Consider the following 20186-nt stretch of genomic DNA (forward strand, 5'->3'; position numbering starts at 1 on the left):
ATCTTTATTTTTAGTTAGATGGAATAGTTACTGGTAATTTTCCTGTTACCTGTTCGAGCCCGTATATCGTTTTTGCTGCCATCTGTAATGCAGGGTATGGGAATTCATACGTACACACATACGCCTGAACGTTTGGTAAATAAGCTAAATCATATGGGCTTCTTGTAGCAACAACGATAACTGGTAATCCTGTTTCATATAGTTGTTCGACTAGCTTAGCTTGCGAGTCACCTGGTAGAACCGTAAGTGTACCCACAATAATTGCATCATAATTAGGTGCTTTTTGAACAACACTCTTAATCTCTTCATCTGTGGCAGGGTTTGATAGTTCAACAACCTCCGCATTTCCATCAATCTCCTTGATTGTTTGACCAAGGAATATTGAAGAGTAACGTTTATCTTCAACCTGCATAGTGTATTTATTCTCCGAATAAACCACTAATACTTTTTTCTCGTTTGCTTGGAGCGGTAATACTCCGTCATTTTTTACAATGGTAATGCCTTGCTTGTAAATATTAGTAGCTAGTTCAATATGTTCCATACACCCAACAATAGCTGGGACTTCAACTTTATCTTCAAGTTTAAGCTCTTCCCAACTGCAATACTTTTCTTTTAATCGAGTTACACGGCCGACAGCAGCTTGTATTTGCCCTTCTTCAATTTCATTAGCCTCAACCGCTTCAACTATCGCTTTAATCGTATCTTTTTGAAGATGGTGTAGATGTGAAACCATAATTAGGTCAACACCGGCTTTTATTGCCTCTACTCCACCTTTAGCCGTTCCAATCGTGTTTGCAATCGCATTCATTTCCATGCAATCTGTTGTGACTACTCCATCAAACCCAAGCTTTTCTCTTAATAGACCTGTTACTACCTTTTTAGATAAGGTTGCCGGTACGCCTGCCTTATCTTCAATCGCAGGGAAATACACATGAGCTGACATGACTGTATCAGCACCTGCTTCGATACTATCAATGAATGGCTTCAATTCAATCTGCTCTAAACGTTCCATGCTATGTGAAATAATTGGTAAATCAAGATGGGAATCAACATTTGTATCTCCATGACCTGGGAAGTGCTTTAAAGTAGTAATTACCCCCGCTTTCTGCATCCCTTTCATTGCCATCTTTCCGAACTCAGACACCTTTTCCGCCGACTCACCGAATGACCTAACTCCTATTACAGGATTCTCCGAATTGTTATTAACATCCAGAACAGGTGCGAGATTCCAATTAATACCCAGTGCTTTTAATTCCTTACCAGTGGTTTCTCCAACTTTATAAGCATTTTCCGGGTTATCAGTCGCACCCAAGAGCATAGCTCCCGGTAAGATCGTTGTACCTTCTCCTAATCTACGAACAACGCCATTTTCCTGGTCGATACAAATGAGGAGTGGATGCTCGTGCCCTGCTTCCTTTGCCACCTTTTGAAGCTCATTTGTTAACGAAAGAATCTCCTTCGGTGTCCCTATATTACGGCCAAAAAGAATGATTCCTCCAACATGATAGTCTCTGATTAATTCTTTAATTTCATCAGAAGCTGTTATTCCTTTAAAACCAATAACCATAAGCTGGCCGACCTTTTTTCTCAATTCCTTGTTGTTCATATGAGTCACCTCCTCTTATAATTCAAAACCTGGTATACTTGAGCCTTTTCTAACATTTGCTCCTGTGGGAAACTTTAATGTTTGTGCATACGTTGTACGGTTCAAGCATCCTCTCATCGTTCCTAGTGCTTTATAGTAATCGTAATAACGGAAATCTGAGGAATTCATAATAAACCAGTATTGAGACAACGCTTCTAAATACGTATCAAATTCATCGGTTACATCAACATAGATATCCGGCACATACCCCTCCATGTCTTCCCAGTTCTCGCTATGAAGCATTCTTCGTAACGAATGAGGAGGTAAACCATCCAAGTCAAACCCTGGTAATGCCGCTTTTAGCCATGCAGCCTGCACGAGCCTTGGGCAAAGCGCATGATCTGGATGCATGCTATTTTCCCAATGTGTAATAACAACTGTTGGCTTTAGCCTTCTAAAAATCTTCGCAAGTTCAGAAACAGTGGCATCATCTTCTTTTAATTCTGCGTCTTTATAAGAAAGGGTGATACTTTTAGCACCTAATACAGCTGCCGCTTTTTCTGCTTCTTTAATCTTTTGAATTCTGTATTCCTCAACACTTAAATGTAGTGGAGTCCCTTTTTCACCAGCTGTTAGATGAAGAAAGGTTACCTCATGTCCTGCTTTTGCATACTTGTGAGCAATTGCACCAGCTTGTATCTCACCGTCTCCGCAATGTGCCCCGACTATCATTAGATGGATTTTGTCTGTCATCATTAGTTCCCCCGTTCATCCTGCTTATCTTTGAACTTCAGCTAAAACTGTGCGCGAATTATATTATGTAATCTTGGTCGAAGTCGAATGATAGGGTCCTTTCTTCCAAAATGAACCCGATTCGTAAGCAATATGACATGAAGCTGGATTTCCGGATCAAACCATATGCTTGTTCCTGTAAAACCTGTATGTCCGTAGGAATGTTTTGAGAATAAATCACCGCAGCTAGATAGTGCTGGACTTTTTAAAATCCATCCTAATCCGCGGAACTCCTGACTATATGGTGTAAAATTCTGTTTTGTCAGTTGGATAGTTTGTTCAGATAATATCTTTTTCCCTCTAAATACTCCGCCATTTTCAATCATTGAAGCAAAATTGGAGAGATCTGCTATTGTCGAAAATAAACCCGCGTGGCCACTGATACCGCCCATACTCTCCGTATTATCATCATGAACTATGCCATGCTTGTAATCCTTCAAAAGCTCGCTATACTCTGTTGCAGCATAGCGCTCTCTTTCATAGCTTGGTAGATACATAGTTTCCTTCATATCTAGCTTTTCAAAAAGCCCACGTTGCACAAATTCCGGAAAACTTTCACTTGTAATCTTTTCGATTACTTTATATAGAGTGATAAAACCTAAATCACTATAAATGACCTTTTCACCTGAAGGTGCGATAAGACCTTCTTCAAAGATCCGTTCCATAATTTGTTCAGTGGTTAAGGATTCTTTGAAATATTCTCTGTGAGCCGGTAGCCCTGATGAATGAGTTAATAAGTGCTTAATTGTGATGCCTGCCTTACCTTGTTTTTTAAACTCAGGAATGAAATGACCGACCGTATCGTCAAGATGTAGTTCCCCAGCTTCCATTAGCAACAATAACGAAGGAAGTGTCGCGACAACCTTTGTTAGTGAAGCCAAATCAAAAACAGTCGTCAGCTCCATCGGTTCCTTTGACGGAAACACAACGCGATTTCCAACCGCCTCTTGTAAAACGGTTTCATTTTTATATGAAATGGAAATGACCGCCCCAGGGATATGATTTTGGTCTATTTCTTGTTGTAAGAAAGGTAGAACCTTTTCTTTCATATCCTCACTTCCCTTCGTTTGCCAGTTCAATCGCCTTTCTTGTGAAACCATTAGATTGATCGATTACTTCATTTGCCTTTTCTAACGGAACACCTGCTAAAATCATGACGATAGCCGGTTTTACTTTTTGATTTGTTTGGTTTAATACTGTTTCGGCTTCATCATACGATACGCCAGTAACATCCATGACAATTTGCTTTGCTCTCTCTATTAGCTTCAGATTGCTAGCATGAAGGTCTACCATTAAGTTCCCATAAACCTTCCCAAGCTTAATCATCGCTGTAGTTGATAGCATATTTAGAACCATTTTTTGAGCTGTTGCTGATTTCAACCGTGTAGATCCAGATACAATTTCTGGCCCTACAATCACTTCAATACTATGGTTTGCAAACTTACTAATCTCAGCACTTTTGTTACAAGCAAGTGAAACTGTTCTTGCACCTAGATTTTGAGCGTACTGTAAAGCACCTATTACATATGGAGTCCTTCCACTAGCCGCAATTCCCACTAAAATATCATTCTTTGAAAAGCCTCTATGTGCTAAGTCGCGTGCCCCGCCTTCCAGGTCATCCTCCGCTCCTTCAACCGCTGTAAACATAGCAGTCTCTCCACCTGCCATAATCGCTTGAACCATCTCTGGTGGTGTACAAAATGTAGGAGGACATTCAGCTGCATCTAAAACACCTAATCTGCCGCTAGTTCCAGCCCCAATATAGAATAAACGGCCATTTAATTTTAGAGTTTCATAGATAGACTCAATCGCTTGCTCAATTTGCGGAAGAGCTTTTCTAACTGCCTGTGATACAGTACCATCTTCATCATTCATGAGCTCTATAATCTCTGCAGTCGATAACTGATCAATTGTTAATGACCTCTGATTCCGCTGCTCCGTTGTTAACGTTGTAATATTCACCTTCAAATTCAACACGCCTTTCCAATTCGTCTTATCTAATTGTTCTCTTTTTTGCATTTAGAAAGGACTAAATATTCTTACTGTATTGCTGATACTGTTTCCATATCGTAAAGTTCAACTTTTGATAAAAGTCCACTAATCCCGTCCAATCAATTACAATGCTGTCGATCTGTCTTCCTCGTAAGTAAGCAATTCCTGCTTTTACAATCGCGAGTCCGTAGCCGTTTTTACGCTCTGCGGAGTCTATCCCTAACGGTCCAATCCCACCAAGTTCCCCATGGAACAATGGTGACCAGTAAACATTCGGACCAATGATGGGAGACTTTGAATCATTTATCCGGCAAAAACCAATAATCTGGTTATTCTTTTTAAAAATAACGAATTCTCTTCCAGTGCCACCATTTTCAAAGTATTGTGCAGCCTCATATTCCCATCTACCAGGAAAACAATGATGGAGGAAGGAAAGTAAGTCATTTTGTTCATTTTGTTTTACTAAGCTAATTTGGATATCCTTAATACTCTGAACAGGCTCAATTTCATCGTCTTTGAAATTTCGTACCAAGTCGGATTCTATACCAATCGCTTGATAACCTTTATGTTCAAACCACCTTTTAGTAGTTTCATATTTTACTGGAACCCCAGGAAAGTAATGACCAGGATCACGTCCCAGAAATATTGTTTTACTTCCTTGGTTCTTTAATGTATCTTCAGCCTTCGTCAATAAAGCGCTTCCAATACCTTTATTACGAAAATCCGAATGAACCAGTAATACCTGAATCCACCCTACTTCTGTATTTAGTTGGATATCCATCTGTTTCTGTATCTTTTTTGCTACAATAAAACCAACTATCATTTTGTCATCATTAATTGCAATATGTGAAGCAGATTTCAGGACAGTATGATCTTGAAAACTGTTTTGTTGAATAAGTTCTTCCCTCATTGGGAAATCAGTTCCCAATTCTAAATTCCATAGCTTTACTAGTTCTGGTAACCACTTTACATCCCAAGGAATAAACTTCATCTTGGTTCCCCCGATTAACAGCTTGATAGCTAATTTTTTACAAAAACAGGTTAAACTGTAATTTTATTATATCAGACTGTCTATGTATTTGAAATAAAAAATCAACAATAAAGTAGAACTATTGTACTATTATTTCATAATTATTTATATTCTTTTTAAAATTTTCTTCTAATCTGCAATCTGATTGAACTAAGGCAGCTGCAACTGCTCCTCCAACCGGTTCTATCTCAGGTGTTAGAAACTCAACATTAGCCCCTTTTTGTTTTAGCAAATATTCCATTTCTGGTATATATAATTCAGATCGTAAGAAAACTCCTCCGACTAAAACAATCGGGATTTTCATTTTCACATCATTTATAAAAAGCTGTTGATACAAACTCATAATTGAATGAGCAAGTTTAGTAGTGGCTTGTTGGATAATTTGTTTTGCTACTTCATCGCCTTGATCGACAGCTTCTGTAACATACTTACTTAATGGCGAAATGATATTTCGAGCGTTTCCTCCATAAATATGGGTTATTAAGTCGGGGATTTCTGTAACATTGAAGTGTGATTGAATTAAATCTGTTAAAATTGTTTTCGGTCCTCGTCCATCATACGCTTTAAAAATTGCATGTAGCGCTTCTCTACCAATCTCGTAGCCGCTGCCTTCATCATCAATCAAATAACCCCATCCACCAACACGTTTTCGCCCACCATTTTCATTTATTCCAAATGTTATGGAACCAGTTCCACTTATCTGAACAATACCTGGTAATCCCAACGTTCCAGAGTACAATGCGTTGACTCCATCGTTATCAATGATAATCTTTACATTAGTTGGTAGATATTTTTTGAAAATATTGTTTATCACTTCTTTGGCTTCAGGTCTATCCACACCAGACATTCCAGCAAAAACAGTATGTAGATTAGCAAATACCTTTTCATTCTGCCTTTGTAAAGAAGTTAGTAATGAGTCCATTTCCTTTTCAACGATCTTGATGTCGACTCCATTTTGGTTTGTTGGTCCTACCTGCTCTGCAGCATATACATTGCCAAACTCATCTGCAATGATACCTTTGGTTTTTGTCCCTCCACCATCAATTCCAAGTACATACATTGACGTAGCCTCCAAAAGTAAATTAATTACCATTTCACTTTTTATTATACATTGTTGAAATTTTATTTCAATTAAATTTTGGTTATTTTTAAAATTATATTTCACAACATAAAAACTGTTGCCACTTGGACAACAGTTATTAAAACAATATGTTATTTTGATAGTTTACTAAAATATGAAAGATCTTCTAATGACATATTTGAGTAGTATGAAGTAAGGATACTGTCATAATCATAGTCCAATGTTGTACCAAGATAGTATGCACCGTATTGGCTCATACCAACTCCATGGCCATTACCACCACCATAGAAAGTAACGCCGCCTTCTTCGTTTGGCTCAAAACCAAAGAATGCTGATGGTAGGATTGTGTAGTTATTAGTATTAGCTGTATAACCCGTACTTCCTGCATATGCACGTTCTAATACAACAGTATCTCCTTTTGTGTATGCATTGCTTGGTCTAATTGTAAAACGAATATTATATTCTTTAATGATTTTATATGTTCCTGTTGTACCTTCAATAACAAGCTCCATTGCATTTCCACCATCACCACGTTTCGCAACGTACATATCTACGAATTCTCCAATTCCTTCTGTAGGTATTGGCTGACTAACAAACTCACCAGTAGCATTTTGAGTTAACACAAAGTTAGGATCTGCAGCCTGTCTACCTACAATGTTTGCATTAATTGTATTCTCTAACTCTTCCTTAGTGAGACTAACCTTCCATCTAAACCAAGGAGAATTTCCATCATAGCCTGTATGTGACAATGTTTTATAGAAATCTAGCACTTCTTCTTCACTTTGTGTATTAATTTCTAGCATTTTGCTAGGATCATTGGGATCAAATGTATGACTTCGAGCTAATAAATATGGGATTTCTTCACTTGGGAATGAACCATCATCGCCTGCCCAAACCTGATGCTTGGAAGCCCCATATCCACCAGAAGTAGAATAATATCTAGCATCTACTAAACTACCATCTACACCGACCATAATAACTCCCGCTGTTTCATTTACCGCTTGTGTAGTTACAGCATTCTCAGCAGTGTTGTTATACACCTGACTCATGACGCTATCTAATACAAAGAAACCATCCTTTGCAAAACGGTCACTTAAGTAATCTCCCATTGCATACGTCCTAGCTGCAACTGCCTGTGCTTTTAGTGCCTCTAGTCCAAAATATGCCGGCATTTCACTTGGCACAACTTGATATAAATATTGTTCAAAATTTACTTCGTTGATTAGGTTTATCTTGTCCCCAGCATCAGAAGTTGTTAACTCGAAGAATCCACGGTAAGAAGGATCGCCACTTGCCCTTGTAATATTCTCAACTTTTATTTTACTTCCCTCTTCAGTGAACGCATAAAGTCTGTTAGGAGAAGTATACAACACATCACCTGCTGTATTTGTTACAGTGATTTCATGTGACGCTGGTGTAAATGTCACTTTCTCTCCTGCAGCAACTGTAATTGATTCACCCGCAACTTTATCGACAATTTCAAGCCCGACTTTTGAACTTAAAACGACTGTATCATGGTCTACAGTTGCAAAGCCAGAAGTCATGATTCCGACTCTCATTGTTTCAACTGGAGTAGGTCCATCAATATAAATTTTTGTGATTTCATTTTTATGATTTACCCGTACAGTAACGTTTTCCGCTCCAACCCTTACATCAGCAAGGGATTTTTGATACACTCTATTTTCACCATGCTGGGTTACATCATAATTCTTTGCCAGCTTAAACTCACCTTGAAGCTCTAATTCTAGTGTTCCACTCTCTTTGTCCTTGGCCATAATTTTTTCTGTATATTCTACCCATGATCTATTTTCCTCTGCAGCGGAAGCTTGTCCAACTTGAGAAAAAAGCCCAATGACTAGAACTACGATTGCAATAACACTAAACAATCCACGTACACTTTTCAGCATTTAAATTCCCCCATCCAGTTAATGTTAGCGCTTTCTAAAATACACATAAATCTAGTATTCTTTTAATTTCCCCCATTTCGTCATTTTTCCGTATCGTAGCACACAAAATATTCAGATAAAAAGAGACTATCTACTCATGTGCCTTACTCACTTAAATCAGCTAATATTTATTAAAATAATCCTAATGCCTTGTTTTTCCGACAAAAACAAGCAAAATAAAACAATCTTCTGTTTATCTATCAGGACTTTAGGTGTGAACTTACTAGCCAACAGACAGTCCAAATGGCCTGGTTTTTTACACATTTTTTTCAAAGAATTTTATTTTAAATTGAAATAAAATTTCAATACTTTATTTTAGTCACTCCCTTTATAAAGAAGGATATTTTATTTAGTACATCGAAATAAAATAGATACGTATTTACATAAGGAGGTAACAACTTTGAACCAAAATATTCAAACCTACTTGAAAGAAAACCGAGAGTCTCATTTACAGGAATTGTTCAATTTACTGTCTATTCCTAGTATTAGTGCCCTTCCTGACCATAAGGAAGATGTGAGCCGCGCTGCAAATTGGGTGGCAGAATCTTTGCAGAAGATTGGCATGGACAACGTCTCAATTCATCCTACAAAAGGTCATCCGGTTGTGTATGGCGACTGGTTACATGCTGAAGGAAAACCAACTGTACTCATTTATGGTCATTATGATGTCCAACCAGTTGACCCGCTCCATTTATGGGATAGCCCACCATTTGAACCGGAGATTCGCGATGAAAAGCTCTTTGCACGTGGGGCAAGTGATGACAAAGGTCAAACATTTATGCATATAAAAGCACTAGAAGCTATTTTAAAAACTGAAGGTTCATTACCACTGAATTTCAAATTCTGTATTGAAGGTGAAGAAGAGGTTGGAAGTCCGAACCTTCCAGCATTTGTAGAGGAAAATAAGGAACTATTGGCAGCAGATGTTATTGTGATTTCCGATACTAGTATGATGGAAAGAGGCAAGCCTACTATATGCTATGGTGTCCGTGGTCTTGCTGGACTTCAAATTGATATTAAAGGATCAAAGAGTGACCTTCATTCAGGATTATACGGAGGTGGCGTACATAATCCAATAAACGCGCTTGTTCAGCTATTAGATTCTTTCCATAGCGAAGATGGTGCCGTAACAGTTGAAGGTTTCTACGATGATGTTCTTCCATTAACAGATGAAGAAAAGCAAGCATACCAGGATTTACAGTTTGATGAAGAAAAACAACGTGAAGAACTGGGGGTTCCTGCTCTTTATGGTGAAAAAGGATATAGTTACTTAGAGCGGACTTGGGTGCGTCCAACACTTGATATTAATGGGATTTACGGCGGTTTCCAAGGTGATGGAATCAAAACAGTTATTCCTTCTGAGGCACATGCAAAAATCACATGTCGCCTTGTTCCAAACCAAGACCCAGAAGTAATCATTGAGCAACTAACACGCCATATTGAAAAAAATAAGCCCGCTGGAGTAGATGTAAACATCACGCTTTTTGATAAAGGTGCACCTTACGTGACACCATTCGACCACCCAGCAATTCAAGCAGCTGGCCGTGCGTATGAAGCAATTTACGAGGTACCTACTTCTTACACTCGTGGCGGCGGTTCACTACCTATCATCTCAACACTGGATCAAGTACTGCACGCTCCAATCGTATTGATGGGCTTCGGACTACCGACAGAGAACTTCCATGCACCAAATGAACACTTCCATCTTGAAAATTTCGATAAAGGGATGGAAACATTGTGTACGTATTGGTTTGAACTGGAGAAGTCGTTGTAAAAGTTGAAAAAACTCGCCGATGGCGAGTTTTTTTCGTCTACATAGATATATAAGTTAGACATTTCGAGCATTTTTTAAACAATTTCTATAATAAACCCGGTTTACGGTTTTTAGTAGGAATTTACGATTTTTATTTTGAATTTACGGTTTTTAGCAGGAATTTATGGTTTTTAATTTGGATTTACGGTTTTTAGCAAGAATTTATGGTTTTTAATTTGGATTTACGGTTTTTAGCAAGAATTTATGGTTTATAGCTAAAATCCAAAATTCTGCTTAAGTATCTCTATTAGCTTGTTCCCAGATCCACTTCCCAATCTCCTAGCTAATTAATCATTTATTCGACGCTAAAAATTCCTTCACCTGCTCAAAAGTCGGCAAAGCCGTCATTGCCCCTTTGGTCGAAACAGCCAAAGCACCAGATACACTTGCAAGTGTTGCAATTTCTTTTAATTCTTCTAGTGTAAGACCATCCAGTCCCTTGCCTTTTTCACTAAACTGGTATAAGAGGCTTGACACAAATGCATCCCCTGCACCTGTTGTGTCTACACTTTCCACTTTTCTCGCTTCAACAAAGATGTGCTCACCTTTGTAAAATACATAAACTCCATCTTTACCTAAGGTTACAAACAGCAACGGAATTTGATATTCCTTTAATTTCTCAGCACCACGAACGATGTCACTTTCTCCAGTAATAAATTCCAATTCTGTTTCTGAAAGCTTTACAAGATCGGCTTCACCTAACATGGATGTAATCTTTCTTTTCGCTTCCTCTAAGCTGCTCCAAAGCATTGGTCGTAAATTAGGATCATAAGAAACCAGTAACCCATTATCCTTTGCAAGTTGAAGTGCTTTTTTTGTAGCTAACTCCACCGGCTCATGGATTAGTGAAATTGACCCAAAGTGGAAGACATTATGCGTTTCGAAAAGTGAAACCGGAATTTCTTCAGGTACTAAAAACTGATCTGCACTTTTCTTGATATAAAAGGAAAACTCTCTTTCACCGTCTTTGTCTAGTGTTACAAAAACTAAACCCGTCCGTACATCCTCAGAGAGATACATAGCCTCGGTGTTAACCTGATAATTATCTAGGGTTTCTTTTAAAAATTGTCCTAAAACATCATCACCAACTTTACCGATAAATGATGTTTTTGCACCTAATCGTGCCGATCCAACAGCAACATTTGCTGGTGCTCCTCCAGGACTTTTAAGAAACTGCATATTTTCCTGGTCCAATGGAATAAAATCAATAAGTGCTTCTCCTAAACAAATGACTCCTTTATTCATAAATTCACTTTCCTTTATTAAAAATTATAAATCCCATTTCTTCACATCAAATGTGATGTCGCCCTCCGCTGAGAAGACAATCGACTGGTCATCATCAGAAGGGAAAAACCTGGCTGTAAACACTTCTTCACCATCATTAACAAAGACTTCAATTGATGATGTATCTAAGAAAATTTGTAGTTTCTCCAAATTCTCAAGATGACAGTGTCTTGATTCCGTAGTATCGCCTTTGAAAGAAGTCCGGTGTAAGCTGATTCGGTTTTCTGATGATGAATATTCCAACTTAGCATTTCCTCTAAACGTTATTTCAAATATAGCTGATTCATTCTTAATCTGACTTAAGTCCAATTCTAGTGTTTTACCTCTAACACCATCAAGAGACAAACTAAAACCAGATAAATGAACGCCTCTATAAACCATTTCATTTTTACGTAGTTCCTCTAATTCTTCAACAGGTTGTTGAAAAAGCTTATCTCCCTGTAAAGACAGTTTACGAGGAAGCGTCATTGCATGAATCCAACCATTTTGGATGGTAGGCTGATCCTGTTCATTTTCGTCCGTGATACCCATCCAACCAAACAGTAATCTTCTGCCTTTATTATCAAGGGTAGTTTGGGGTGCATATAAATCAAAACCACGGTCTAGTTCTTCAAACTTACCATGGATAAATTCATGATTTTCATAATTAAGACTTCCTAAAAAATATCCTGTTTGAAATATATTGTGATAGCGGTAACCCTCTGGTTCAATACCTTGTGGGGATAATAGCAAGACATCCTTGCCATCTAACTCAAATAAATCAGGACATTCCCACATATAACCGAAGGAATCAATGCCATTTCGATTAGGACCCGCAACTGTTCCGTGAAACTCCCATTCAGTTAGGTTTTCCGAAGAATACAGCACAATATTTCCTAATTCAGATAAGTCTTGTGCTCCAAGGACCATGTACCAGCGGTTATCTTTTTTCCAAACCTTTGGGTCACGAAAATGCGCTGTATATCCTTTAGGCAAATGAATAACAGGACCCTTTTTCTCAAATGTAATACCATCCTTAGAGATCGCCATACACTGGTAGGTTTCACGATTTCCCTGCGCATCCTTTACATTTCCAGTATAAAACAGCACCATTTCCCCATCATTCTCAACAGCGCTCCCCGAATAACATCCATTCTTCTCATACCACTCACTAGGTGCAAGAGCAATCGGTTCATGCTTCCAGCTTACCAGGTCTATTGACGTATAATGCCCCCAAAACTTAGAGCCATGGTTGGTTTCAAAAGGGTTCCATTGATAAAACAGATGATACACATCATTAAATTGGATAAATCCATTTGGATCATTTAGTAAACCAACTGGCGGCATGATGTGAAAGTGCAAGCGATAGGGATCTTTTTTTATATTTTCTTTGTTGTCTTCTACTGCTTGATACGCTCTATCTAGTAGGTTCTTTTCGTGTTGGTTCATGCTAAACTCCTTATTTCTAAAGAAGAGGGCAAGTAAATAATAACATTACTTGCCCCCTCTCCTATTTTCTTGTCTAGTTCCAGCGACTAGAGACTCGAGAAACTTCATCTCCTCCTTCAGAGGCAAAAAACGCCTCTTTGTCGGAGCCTCTGACTGACATCATGTCCTAATGCCGACATGCCACAGGACGTGGCGTTTGTCGGCCAGTTTTCTCGTTTCTGAACAAGTCGCTTGTACTTTTCTTCTTTAATTTGTAGTATTTTCTTGCATTTTATCCGAATAACCAAACATCCATGTTAAGGCAAATGCTACTGCAATTGCTACTAAGTTAACGAGGATATAAAGTAAAATTTGATCGTTTAGATAAAGTAGTGTTCCTGGAATAACAGTAATAGCCATACCTGTAGCCTTTAATCCAAAGATAGAGGCTAAGAATCCACCAACTCCCCCACCAATTAGACCCATTATAAATGGTTTTACGTAGCGAAGGTTAACCCCGAAAATTGCAGGTTCTGTTATGCCTAAGAACGCTGATAATGTGGATGGTAATGCTAATGCTTTAAGCTTCTTTGATTTTGTTTTTAATGCCACAGCAAGAGTAGCTCCACCTTGTGCAGCAGTCGCACATGTAACAATCGCGTTATATGGGTTGTTACCAAAGTTTTCAAGCAGCTGAATTTCTAATAGGTTAAAAATATGATGTACGCCGGTTACAACTATTATTTGGTTTAAAAACCCAATCAGTAATCCAGCTAAACCAAACGGCCATGATAAAACTGCAACCGTTGCATCTAGGATTAAGTTTTCTACCGTATGGAAGATAGGTCCTATTACAAATAATGCTAATGTAATCATCACTAATAGTGTTAAAAACGGTGTCACAATTAAATCTAATGCTTCAGGAACACGCTTACGAATTTGTTTCTCCAACTTCGCACCAACAATACCAGCAATAAACGCTGGAATAACAGATCCTTGATATCCTACAACCGGGATAAAGTCGAAGAATCTAATCGGCTCTACGCTTCCCCCTGCAACTCCCCACGCATTTGGTAAGGATGGACTAACAAGCATTAATCCTAGAATTAGACCGATTGTTGGGTTACCACCGAACACCCGGAATGTAGACCATGCTACGAGCGCTGGTAAAAATACGAATGCTGTATCCGTTAGAATTTCTGTAAATAAAAGAAAGTTACCAGAGATATCGTCTGGAGTTAATCCAAATAGTCCAAGGATTTCCGGCTGCATCACAAGTCCACGAACACCCATGAACAACCCAGTAGCAACTAACGCTGGAATGATGGGAACAAACACATCTCCAAAGGAACGAATTGCACGTTGAAACGCATTTCCGCTTTTAGCAGCTTCTTTCCCTTGATCGGCTTTAGTTGTTGTATCTACTCCAAGCTTTTCAACTTCTTCATAAATACGGTTTACTGTTCCAGTTCCTAAAATTACTTGGAACTGACCTGAATTAAAGAATGCTCCTTTAACTTTTTCAACATTTTCAACCTTAGGTTGGTCAATTTTTTCTTTGTCTTTTACCATTATTCTTAATCTTGTTGCACAATGTGCGGCAGATAAGATATTTTCTTTACCACCAACTGCCTCGATAATTTCTTCGGCAATACGACGATTTTCAGACATTTATTTCACCTCAAAATTAGTATTATATGTGTAATCGATTACACATGTAAGTAAAAAATAGGTAATCGATTACATAACCGATTAAAAAAATTGCGGAGGAGTATGTAATCGATTACACACCCTCAACGAAACTGATTATATACTATCTCGAATTATTAGTCTATAGTCTATTATTTTTTTATCCGAGGAAATTCCTTCCTTTATCATTGATAATAAAATCGTAGCTGCTTCAATTCCAATTTTCTCACTTAATAGATCTATTGTTGTTAGAGGTGGAAACACATACTTTGCTAAATCTGAAGCACCCATTCCAGTGATTGCTATATCCCCAGGAATAGTAAGTCCTTTTTCTTTTATGTATTCCATTGCCCCAATCGCTAGACGATCTGTAACTGAAACAACAGCAGTTGGCTTTTCTGTGCTGACCTCGTATATTTGCTTCATTGAAATATATCCGGATTCAATTGTGAAGTCCCCTGTTTGAACCCAATCTTCTACAAAAGGTAACTCTGCCTCCATTAAAGCATCCTTATATCCAGCCTTTCTCTGGTGTCCTACTTCCCAGTCCTTTTCACTCACACCGATAAAGCCAATTTTTTTATGGCCTCTTTTTATTAGTAGGTTAGTGATTTCTTTTGCAGCATTAAAACTATCATTAATAACAGAAGGAACTCCATCGATATTTTGACCAGTTGCAACAAAAGGTATTGGCAATTTTTTTATCTCTGTAATCAAATCTTCTCCTTTATTAGTAGCTAGGAGAATAATTCCATCAACCTGCTTACTTTTTAAAAGCTTCACATATTCAATTTCTTTTTCAGGATCTAAGTTCGTATTAGCCAATAAAATTTGATATCCATGTTTCGCAAGTTCTTCGCTAATACCGGTTACTACTCTTGTAGAAGTCTCGGTGCTTAATCTAGGCAGGATGACGCCAATGACATTTGATTGTTTCGTCCGTAATGCTTTTGCATGTTCACTTGGTATGTATCCCGTTTCTTCAATAATCGTAAGAATTCTCTTTCTTACATCTTCACTAACATATCCCGAATTGTTTAAAACACGTGAAACAGTTGCGCTAGACACATTTGCCAACTTCGCAATTTCCTTCATTGTTATCATTGTTTCCCCCCCATTTCACCTGTAAAACACATGTTTCCTATTCTTATTGTACACAAAAACCTGTTATAGAATAGGCAATTTCAACTTCAATATTCTACTATATTTTGAACATTACTTACATACGTTTCTGGAGTTGTTTTTTGGAAAATTTTTCTTTTCTTTTAAGAAAGAATCGATTATACTTTAGTCGATAAATGAGGGGGTGTTTTGAAACGAGTAAGAAAACGGCATTTCTGTATTAATTGTTTTTTCATAAAAAAAACAATCTAATATAGAACGTGAGGAAAAGAAAATGATATTCAAATTAACAAAGTCTGATTATACAATTGTAATACCTTTACTTCCTGGGCTTGAAAACCATCCAGTTATTTTTGGCGTAATTGATGGAAATAACCCTGGGGAGATTTATGTAGATAATAAAATAAATCCAAGAACTGCACTCATCTGGGCAAAAAATGAAATGTTTTATTTGTGCGGTAATCTTAAAAATCCTGAATTCAATAAAGAAATAGAAGAATATATTGCTTCAATTATAAAAAATGAAGCCATTCAACATGGTGAACATGATTTAAATTTAGAACTGTATCCTACCCACAAATGGGATGGAACGATTGATCAAATTTTTCAACGGGTGCAGCTCTTAAAGGGCGAACGTGTACCATTTACTTTTCATAAAGAATGGTTTTTGCAATCTGGGTCAAAAGAGATTGCTGATGGGTATGAGGTAAAGCTTATTACTCAAGAACTCATCAATAACGATGTTAGCCACATTGTTGAAAATGAGATTAAGAAATTCTGGGGGCCAACGCTGGAACCATTTTTTGAAAAAGGGTTTGGTTATGCGGTTGTTCAAGGTGCTAGCATAATTGGAACTTGTCTTTCAGTATTCATTACGAAAAATGAATATGAGATTGGCATCAATACGTATGACACAAATCATCGCGGAAAAGGGTTAGCAACCGCAATGGCAAGAGCCTTTATTGAAGAATGCGTAAGGCGTGGAGTAACACCACACTGGACCACTGAAGCTTTTCGCAGGGATTCAGTTGCTATCGCTAAAAAGATAGGGTTTGAACAACTTCCAAATTATACAGTATACTATCTTCCTTTCAACGATTTTGTAATTAAATAATCAATGGGTGGCTCACCAATGGTGAACCACCCTTTTTTACACTGTCGAAAACTCTTGAATCGTTCGCTTCTTTTCATCTATTCTTTCTGAATAATTTCCGTCTGTATATTTCGATATAACACTTCTCCAAAAGCTCTTTGCACGTTCATTTTTTTCTGACTGCGTAACCAGCCAGTTTCCTTGGAATCTATCGAAAATTTCTTTGGCAACCACCTTGCCAATCCCTTTGCCCTCATAGCCTCTCATGACAAAAAATTCATTAATAGTATTTGGTTTTTCCCCCTGCTCGCTCTGTACTAATACAAAGCCTGCTAACTCGTCTTCGACTTTTATAAAATAAGCATGATGGTAATCATCATTCCAATATACATCAAGAGTAAAGGGATCGTAGCGCCCATCTTCATTCACTTTTATAATGCTCAAATAACTACTAAATTCATAAATATAATATTGCATCAGATTATGTAAAACATGTTCTTCTTGTTTTTGAACGGGGTGTAATTGAATGTCCATCCGGTATTTCCTCTCTATAATTTGGTTCGAATGCTCCATAACTCAGGGAAGAACCTGTGGCTTGTTACTTGCTTTAAATACTCTACTCCCGCAGACCCACCTGTTCCTCTTTTATATCCGATAATTCGTTCAACAGTAAGCATATGATTATATCTCCACTGCTGCTGTCGTGATTCAATATCAACAAGCTTTTCTGCCAGTTCGTACAGGTCCCAATACTGATCTACATTACGGTACACAGTTAACCATGCGTCTTCTACACTCTTATGTGGCACATAATCCTCTGTCCAATCCCGTTCTAAACAGGTTTTTTCAATCTCTAACCCGCGTAAAGATAAGACTTGGATAGCTGCATCATAAATACTTTTTTCCTGGAGTGCATTTTCTACCTGTTTATAGATGTCTGGCTGGTGTTTATATACTCCTAAAACATGAGGTTTCTTATGTCCCATTGCAAATTCTATTAACCGGTTTTGATAGGATTGAAAGCCTGATGACTTCCCTAGCTTCCCCCGAAACTCCATGTATTCAGAAGGTGTGAGAGTTGATAAGACATCCCAAGATTGGATAAGCTGCTGTTGAATTCTCGCCACCCTGGATAGCATTTTAAATGCTGGTTCAAGGTCTTTTTTTAAGATGGATGCTTTAGCTGAGTTCATCTCATGTAAAATCAGTTTCATCCAAAGCTCACTTGTTTGATGGATAATGATAAACAGCATTTCATCATGATGATCTGATAACCTGTGCTGACTTGCTAATAATGTATCTAATTGAAGATAATCTCCATATGTCATGTCTTTTGATAAGTCCGTGTGTATCCCGTCATTGTTATTTGAGGTCATAGCGTCTCCTTTCAAAATCGTATCCTCCCTCTTACATTCTATATATATGTTGAAAATCCTTTTGTTTAGTAGCAAAAATGCATTGCTTACCTAGGGGTTAAAATTTATGTTGAAAGTAATCTATATTTTGGGGGAATAAAAATGAGATTCATAGAGACAGAACGCCTGCAACTTCGAACTCTTTCATTAAAAGACGCTGAGCGTGTTGAAGAATTGGCAAGCGATTATGAGATTGCAAGGACAACCTTAACCATACCGCACCCTTATCCGAAAGGTTCTGCTGTTCCGTTTATAGAAAGTGTGCAAAAGATGGAGGAAAAAGAACCAGTTGCCTTTTTTGGTATTATTGAAAAAGAGTCTTCAAGTTTAATAGGAATTATTAATATAGGTAATCATCCAGTTCATAAACGGGGAGAACTTGCTTATTGGATTGGTAAGCCTTACTGGGGAAAAGGCTATGGAACTGAGGCTGCAAAAGCAGTTATGAAGTTTGGGTTTGAAGTGCTTGAATTACATAAAATCTTTGCAGCGTCATTTACGGATAACCCTGGGTCATGGAGAATCATGGAGAAGATCGGTATGAAGCATGAAGGGACGTTTCGTCAACATGTGATGAAAGATGGCGAATCTCGGGATTTGCATTTTTATGGAATGATAAAGGACGAATTCGTTAATTAGAATTCGTCCTTTTTTGTTTAAACCCGTCTTCTTCTGATAATAAGTTGATTTAGAACCTCAGATAAAACAAGTCCAAACGCAATTGACCCTGAAATCATCGTTGCCTTAGCAGCTAACTGGATTGCAGTTGAGTAATCATTTTCAACAAAATTTCTCATTGCGTCATACGATAATCCACCTGGTACTAACGGAATGATTCCAGCTACACTAAAAATAATAACTGGATTTTTATATAATTTTGCAAAGATATGACTAATTAATGCGACAAGAAATGAAGCAGCTAGGGTTGCTGGTACAGCATCATACCCTTTAAATATCATGCTGATGTATAAAGCCCATCCAGCCATGCCTACAAAGCCACATTTTAATAAGGTTCTTTTAGGAATATTAAATAAAATGCCAAAAGTACCTGTTCCAATAAAACTTGTAATTAGATGTGATAGCATTGAAATCTCCTTTCTCAGGGAGGTTAAAAAATAGATAATACAACTGCAACTCCTGTTCCAATTGCAAATGCGGTAAGAAAGGCTTCCGCACCCTTCGATATTCCAGAAACAAGATGACCTGCCAGCAAGTCTCTGACAGCATTGGTTATTAAAAGACCTGGCACAAGTGGCATGACAGAACCGATAATAATCTTGTCTATTTCTTTACCCAACCCAGTTGTAACAAATATATAAGCGACAACTCCGATCATAAAAGACGCCATAAATTCTGCAAAAAACTTAAGCTGTACATAGCGGTGGATATAGATAAAGCCGATATATCCCACCCCTCCAGCAACACAGGATGGGAGAAAATCAACCCAGCCTCCTAGGAACATAATTGTAAAGCAACCACTCGCTAATGCTGCTGCAATGATCTGTAACCAAACTGGATAGGAATGGTCGGCCTTTTCCAACTCCTGCAGCTGTCTTTTCGCTTCCTGAATAGTTACATCTCCAGCACTAATACTCCTAGAAATACTATTTACAATTGTCACCTTTTCAAGATCAGTAGACCGATTTGATATCCGTATTAAATTGGTTTGTTCAACACTATTTATTGAGAACATTATGCCTGTTGGTGTCACATAACTATGTGACTCATTGATTCCAAAAGAAGCAGCAATGCGATTCATCGTATCCTCAACTCGATACGTCTCCGCCCCGCTTTGAAGCATAATTTTACCCGCCAACAGACAGATTTCAATAATTTCTTTTGATTTTTCCATAATAGATAACGCTCCAATTGTATTCATTAAGTGGTAATAATAAACACTTGATATATACCAGTTTATCGTACTTTACCCATTTTAA

General features: G+C 37.8%; 18 protein-coding genes. 3 read left to right on the forward strand and 15 right to left on the reverse strand.

All coding sequences use genetic code 11. The annotated features are described in order from the left end of the window. Positions 1-10: 10 nt before the first annotated feature. The 7 genes from nagZ to AB3M96_RS10270 form a co-directional block, all read right to left on the reverse strand. Positions 11-1606 (reverse strand): beta-N-acetylhexosaminidase, encoded by a 1596-nt coding sequence (nagZ, locus tag AB3M96_RS10240; protein ID WP_412967508.1) that lies wholly within the window; start codon positions 1604-1606, stop codon positions 11-13. Positions 1607-1621: 15 nt separating this feature from the next. Further along, a complete protein-coding gene (locus tag AB3M96_RS10245; protein ID WP_412967509.1) occupies positions 1622-2338 on the reverse strand; it encodes a PIG-L deacetylase family protein in 717 nt (238 codons plus the stop codon). Positions 2339-2379: 41 nt separating this feature from the next. After that, the gene (locus AB3M96_RS10250) at positions 2380-3477 is read right to left on the reverse strand and encodes a serine hydrolase domain-containing protein (RefSeq protein ID WP_412967510.1); all 1098 of its coding nucleotides are present in this window, start codon (positions 3475-3477) and stop codon (positions 2380-2382) included. Further along, on the reverse strand, positions 3431-4396 hold the full coding sequence (gene murQ, locus AB3M96_RS10255) for an N-acetylmuramic acid 6-phosphate etherase (RefSeq protein WP_412967511.1): 966 nt from the start codon (positions 4394-4396) through the stop codon (positions 3431-3433). The genes AB3M96_RS10250 and murQ overlap by 47 nt, the downstream gene beginning before the upstream one ends. A 10-nt stretch (positions 4397-4406) precedes the next feature. Beyond that, a complete protein-coding gene (locus AB3M96_RS10260; protein WP_412967512.1) occupies positions 4407-5360 on the reverse strand; it encodes a GNAT family N-acetyltransferase in 954 nt (317 codons plus the stop codon). Between the two features lie 118 nt (positions 5361-5478). Beyond that, positions 5479-6459, reverse strand: coding sequence for an N-acetylglucosamine kinase (locus AB3M96_RS10265; protein ID WP_412967513.1), 981 nt, complete (start codon positions 6457-6459; stop codon positions 5479-5481). A 152-nt stretch (positions 6460-6611) separates the two neighbouring features. Further along, on the reverse strand, positions 6612-8387 hold the full coding sequence (locus tag AB3M96_RS10270; RefSeq protein ID WP_412967514.1) for a SpoIID/LytB domain-containing protein: 1776 nt from the start codon (positions 8385-8387) through the stop codon (positions 6612-6614). Between the two features lie 439 nt (positions 8388-8826). On the opposite strand from AB3M96_RS10270, the gene AB3M96_RS10275 reads away from it, so the two are divergent. Next, the gene (locus tag AB3M96_RS10275; RefSeq protein ID WP_412967515.1) at positions 8827-10200 is read left to right on the forward strand and encodes a dipeptidase; all 1374 of its coding nucleotides are present in this window, start codon (positions 8827-8829) and stop codon (positions 10198-10200) included. 330 nt (positions 10201-10530) lie between these two features. On the opposite strand, the gene AB3M96_RS10280 is transcribed toward AB3M96_RS10275, so the two are convergent. The 4 genes from AB3M96_RS10280 to AB3M96_RS10295 form a co-directional block, all read right to left on the reverse strand. Beyond that, positions 10531-11484: a carbohydrate kinase family protein gene (locus AB3M96_RS10280; protein WP_412967516.1), complete on the reverse strand. Its 954-nt coding sequence runs from the start codon at positions 11482-11484 to the stop codon at positions 10531-10533. A 24-nt stretch (positions 11485-11508) separates the two neighbouring features. Then, positions 11509-12951, reverse strand: coding sequence for a glycoside hydrolase family 32 protein (locus AB3M96_RS10285; protein WP_412967517.1), 1443 nt, complete (start codon positions 12949-12951; stop codon positions 11509-11511). Positions 12952-13197: 246 nt separating this feature from the next. Further along, entirely contained in the window at positions 13198-14601 is a 1404-nt protein-coding gene (locus AB3M96_RS10290; protein WP_412967518.1) for a sucrose-specific PTS transporter subunit IIBC, read from the reverse strand. A gap of 135 nt (positions 14602-14736) precedes the next feature. Beyond that, a complete protein-coding gene (locus AB3M96_RS10295; protein ID WP_412967519.1) occupies positions 14737-15723 on the reverse strand; it encodes a LacI family DNA-binding transcriptional regulator in 987 nt (328 codons plus the stop codon). Positions 15724-16015: 292 nt separating this feature from the next. Between AB3M96_RS10295 and AB3M96_RS10300 the strand changes: the two genes are divergently transcribed. Next, complete coding sequence (locus AB3M96_RS10300; protein WP_412967520.1) at positions 16016-16855, forward strand: GNAT family N-acetyltransferase; 840 nt, start codon at positions 16016-16018, stop codon at positions 16853-16855. Between the two features lie 36 nt (positions 16856-16891). Here the strand turns inward: AB3M96_RS10300 and AB3M96_RS10305 are convergent, their stop codons facing one another. Together AB3M96_RS10305 and kynA are read right to left on the reverse strand one after the other, a co-directional pair. Then, complete coding sequence (locus AB3M96_RS10305; RefSeq protein ID WP_412967521.1) at positions 16892-17368, reverse strand: GNAT family N-acetyltransferase; 477 nt, start codon at positions 17366-17368, stop codon at positions 16892-16894. Positions 17369-17382: 14 nt separating this feature from the next. After that, positions 17383-18210: a tryptophan 2,3-dioxygenase gene (gene kynA, locus AB3M96_RS10310; protein ID WP_412967580.1), complete on the reverse strand. Its 828-nt coding sequence runs from the start codon at positions 18208-18210 to the stop codon at positions 17383-17385. A 141-nt stretch (positions 18211-18351) separates the two neighbouring features. On the opposite strand from kynA, the gene AB3M96_RS10315 reads away from it, so the two are divergent. After that, positions 18352-18888 carry a GNAT family N-acetyltransferase gene (locus AB3M96_RS10315; RefSeq protein ID WP_412967522.1) on the forward strand — a complete coding sequence of 179 codons (537 nt, stop codon included), beginning with the start codon at positions 18352-18354 and terminating at the stop codon, positions 18886-18888. A 17-nt stretch (positions 18889-18905) separates the two neighbouring features. Here AB3M96_RS10315 and AB3M96_RS10320 read toward each other — a convergent pair whose 3' ends face one another. Together AB3M96_RS10320 and AB3M96_RS10325 are read right to left on the reverse strand one after the other, a co-directional pair. Next, positions 18906-19334, reverse strand: coding sequence for a threonine/serine exporter family protein (locus AB3M96_RS10320; protein ID WP_489672278.1), 429 nt, complete (start codon positions 19332-19334; stop codon positions 18906-18908). Between the two features lie 23 nt (positions 19335-19357). Further along, positions 19358-20128, reverse strand: a complete 771-nt coding sequence (locus AB3M96_RS10325; RefSeq protein WP_412967523.1) for a threonine/serine exporter family protein — start codon at positions 20126-20128, stop codon at positions 19358-19360. Positions 20129-20186 lie beyond the last annotated feature (58 nt).

It is taken from the genome of Ferdinandcohnia jepli, assembly GCF_047246645.1.
Classification (GTDB): Bacteria; Bacillota; Bacilli; order Bacillales; family Bacillaceae_L; genus Ferdinandcohnia.

Coding starts and splice junctions, on each gene's coding strand:
- nagZ (WP_412967508.1), bottom strand. CDS start 1,606: ATGAACAACAAGGAATTGAGAAAAAAGGTCGGCCAGCTTATGGTTATT.
- AB3M96_RS10245 (WP_412967509.1), bottom strand. CDS start 2,338: ATGACAGACAAAATCCATCTAATGATAGTCGGGGCACATTGCGGAGAC.
- AB3M96_RS10250 (WP_412967510.1), bottom strand. CDS start 3,477: ATGGTTTCACAAGAAAGGCGATTGAACTGGCAAACGAAGGGAAGTGAG.
- murQ (WP_412967511.1), bottom strand. CDS start 4,396: ATGCAAAAAAGAGAACAATTAGATAAGACGAATTGGAAAGGCGTGTTG.
- AB3M96_RS10260 (WP_412967512.1), bottom strand. CDS start 5,360: ATGAAGTTTATTCCTTGGGATGTAAAGTGGTTACCAGAACTAGTAAAG.
- AB3M96_RS10265 (WP_412967513.1), bottom strand. CDS start 6,459: ATGTATGTACTTGGAATTGATGGTGGAGGGACAAAAACCAAAGGTATC.
- AB3M96_RS10270 (WP_412967514.1), bottom strand. CDS start 8,387: ATGCTGAAAAGTGTACGTGGATTGTTTAGTGTTATTGCAATCGTAGTT.
- AB3M96_RS10280 (WP_412967516.1), bottom strand. CDS start 11,484: ATGAATAAAGGAGTCATTTGTTTAGGAGAAGCACTTATTGATTTTATT.
- AB3M96_RS10285 (WP_412967517.1), bottom strand. CDS start 12,951: ATGAACCAACACGAAAAGAACCTACTAGATAGAGCGTATCAAGCAGTA.
- AB3M96_RS10290 (WP_412967518.1), bottom strand. CDS start 14,601: ATGTCTGAAAATCGTCGTATTGCCGAAGAAATTATCGAGGCAGTTGGT.
- AB3M96_RS10295 (WP_412967519.1), bottom strand. CDS start 15,723: ATGATAACAATGAAGGAAATTGCGAAGTTGGCAAATGTGTCTAGCGCA.
- AB3M96_RS10300 (WP_412967520.1), top strand. CDS start 16,016: ATGATATTCAAATTAACAAAGTCTGATTATACAATTGTAATACCTTTA.
- AB3M96_RS10305 (WP_412967521.1), bottom strand. CDS start 17,368: ATGGACATTCAATTACACCCCGTTCAAAAACAAGAAGAACATGTTTTA.
- kynA (WP_412967580.1), bottom strand. CDS start 18,210: ATGACCTCAAATAACAATGACGGGATACACACGGACTTATCAAAAGAC.
- AB3M96_RS10315 (WP_412967522.1), top strand. CDS start 18,352: ATGAGATTCATAGAGACAGAACGCCTGCAACTTCGAACTCTTTCATTA.
- AB3M96_RS10320 (WP_489672278.1), bottom strand. CDS start 19,334: ATGCTATCACATCTAATTACAAGTTTTATTGGAACAGGTACTTTTGGC.
- AB3M96_RS10325 (WP_412967523.1), bottom strand. CDS start 20,128: ATGAATACAATTGGAGCGTTATCTATTATGGAAAAATCAAAAGAAATT.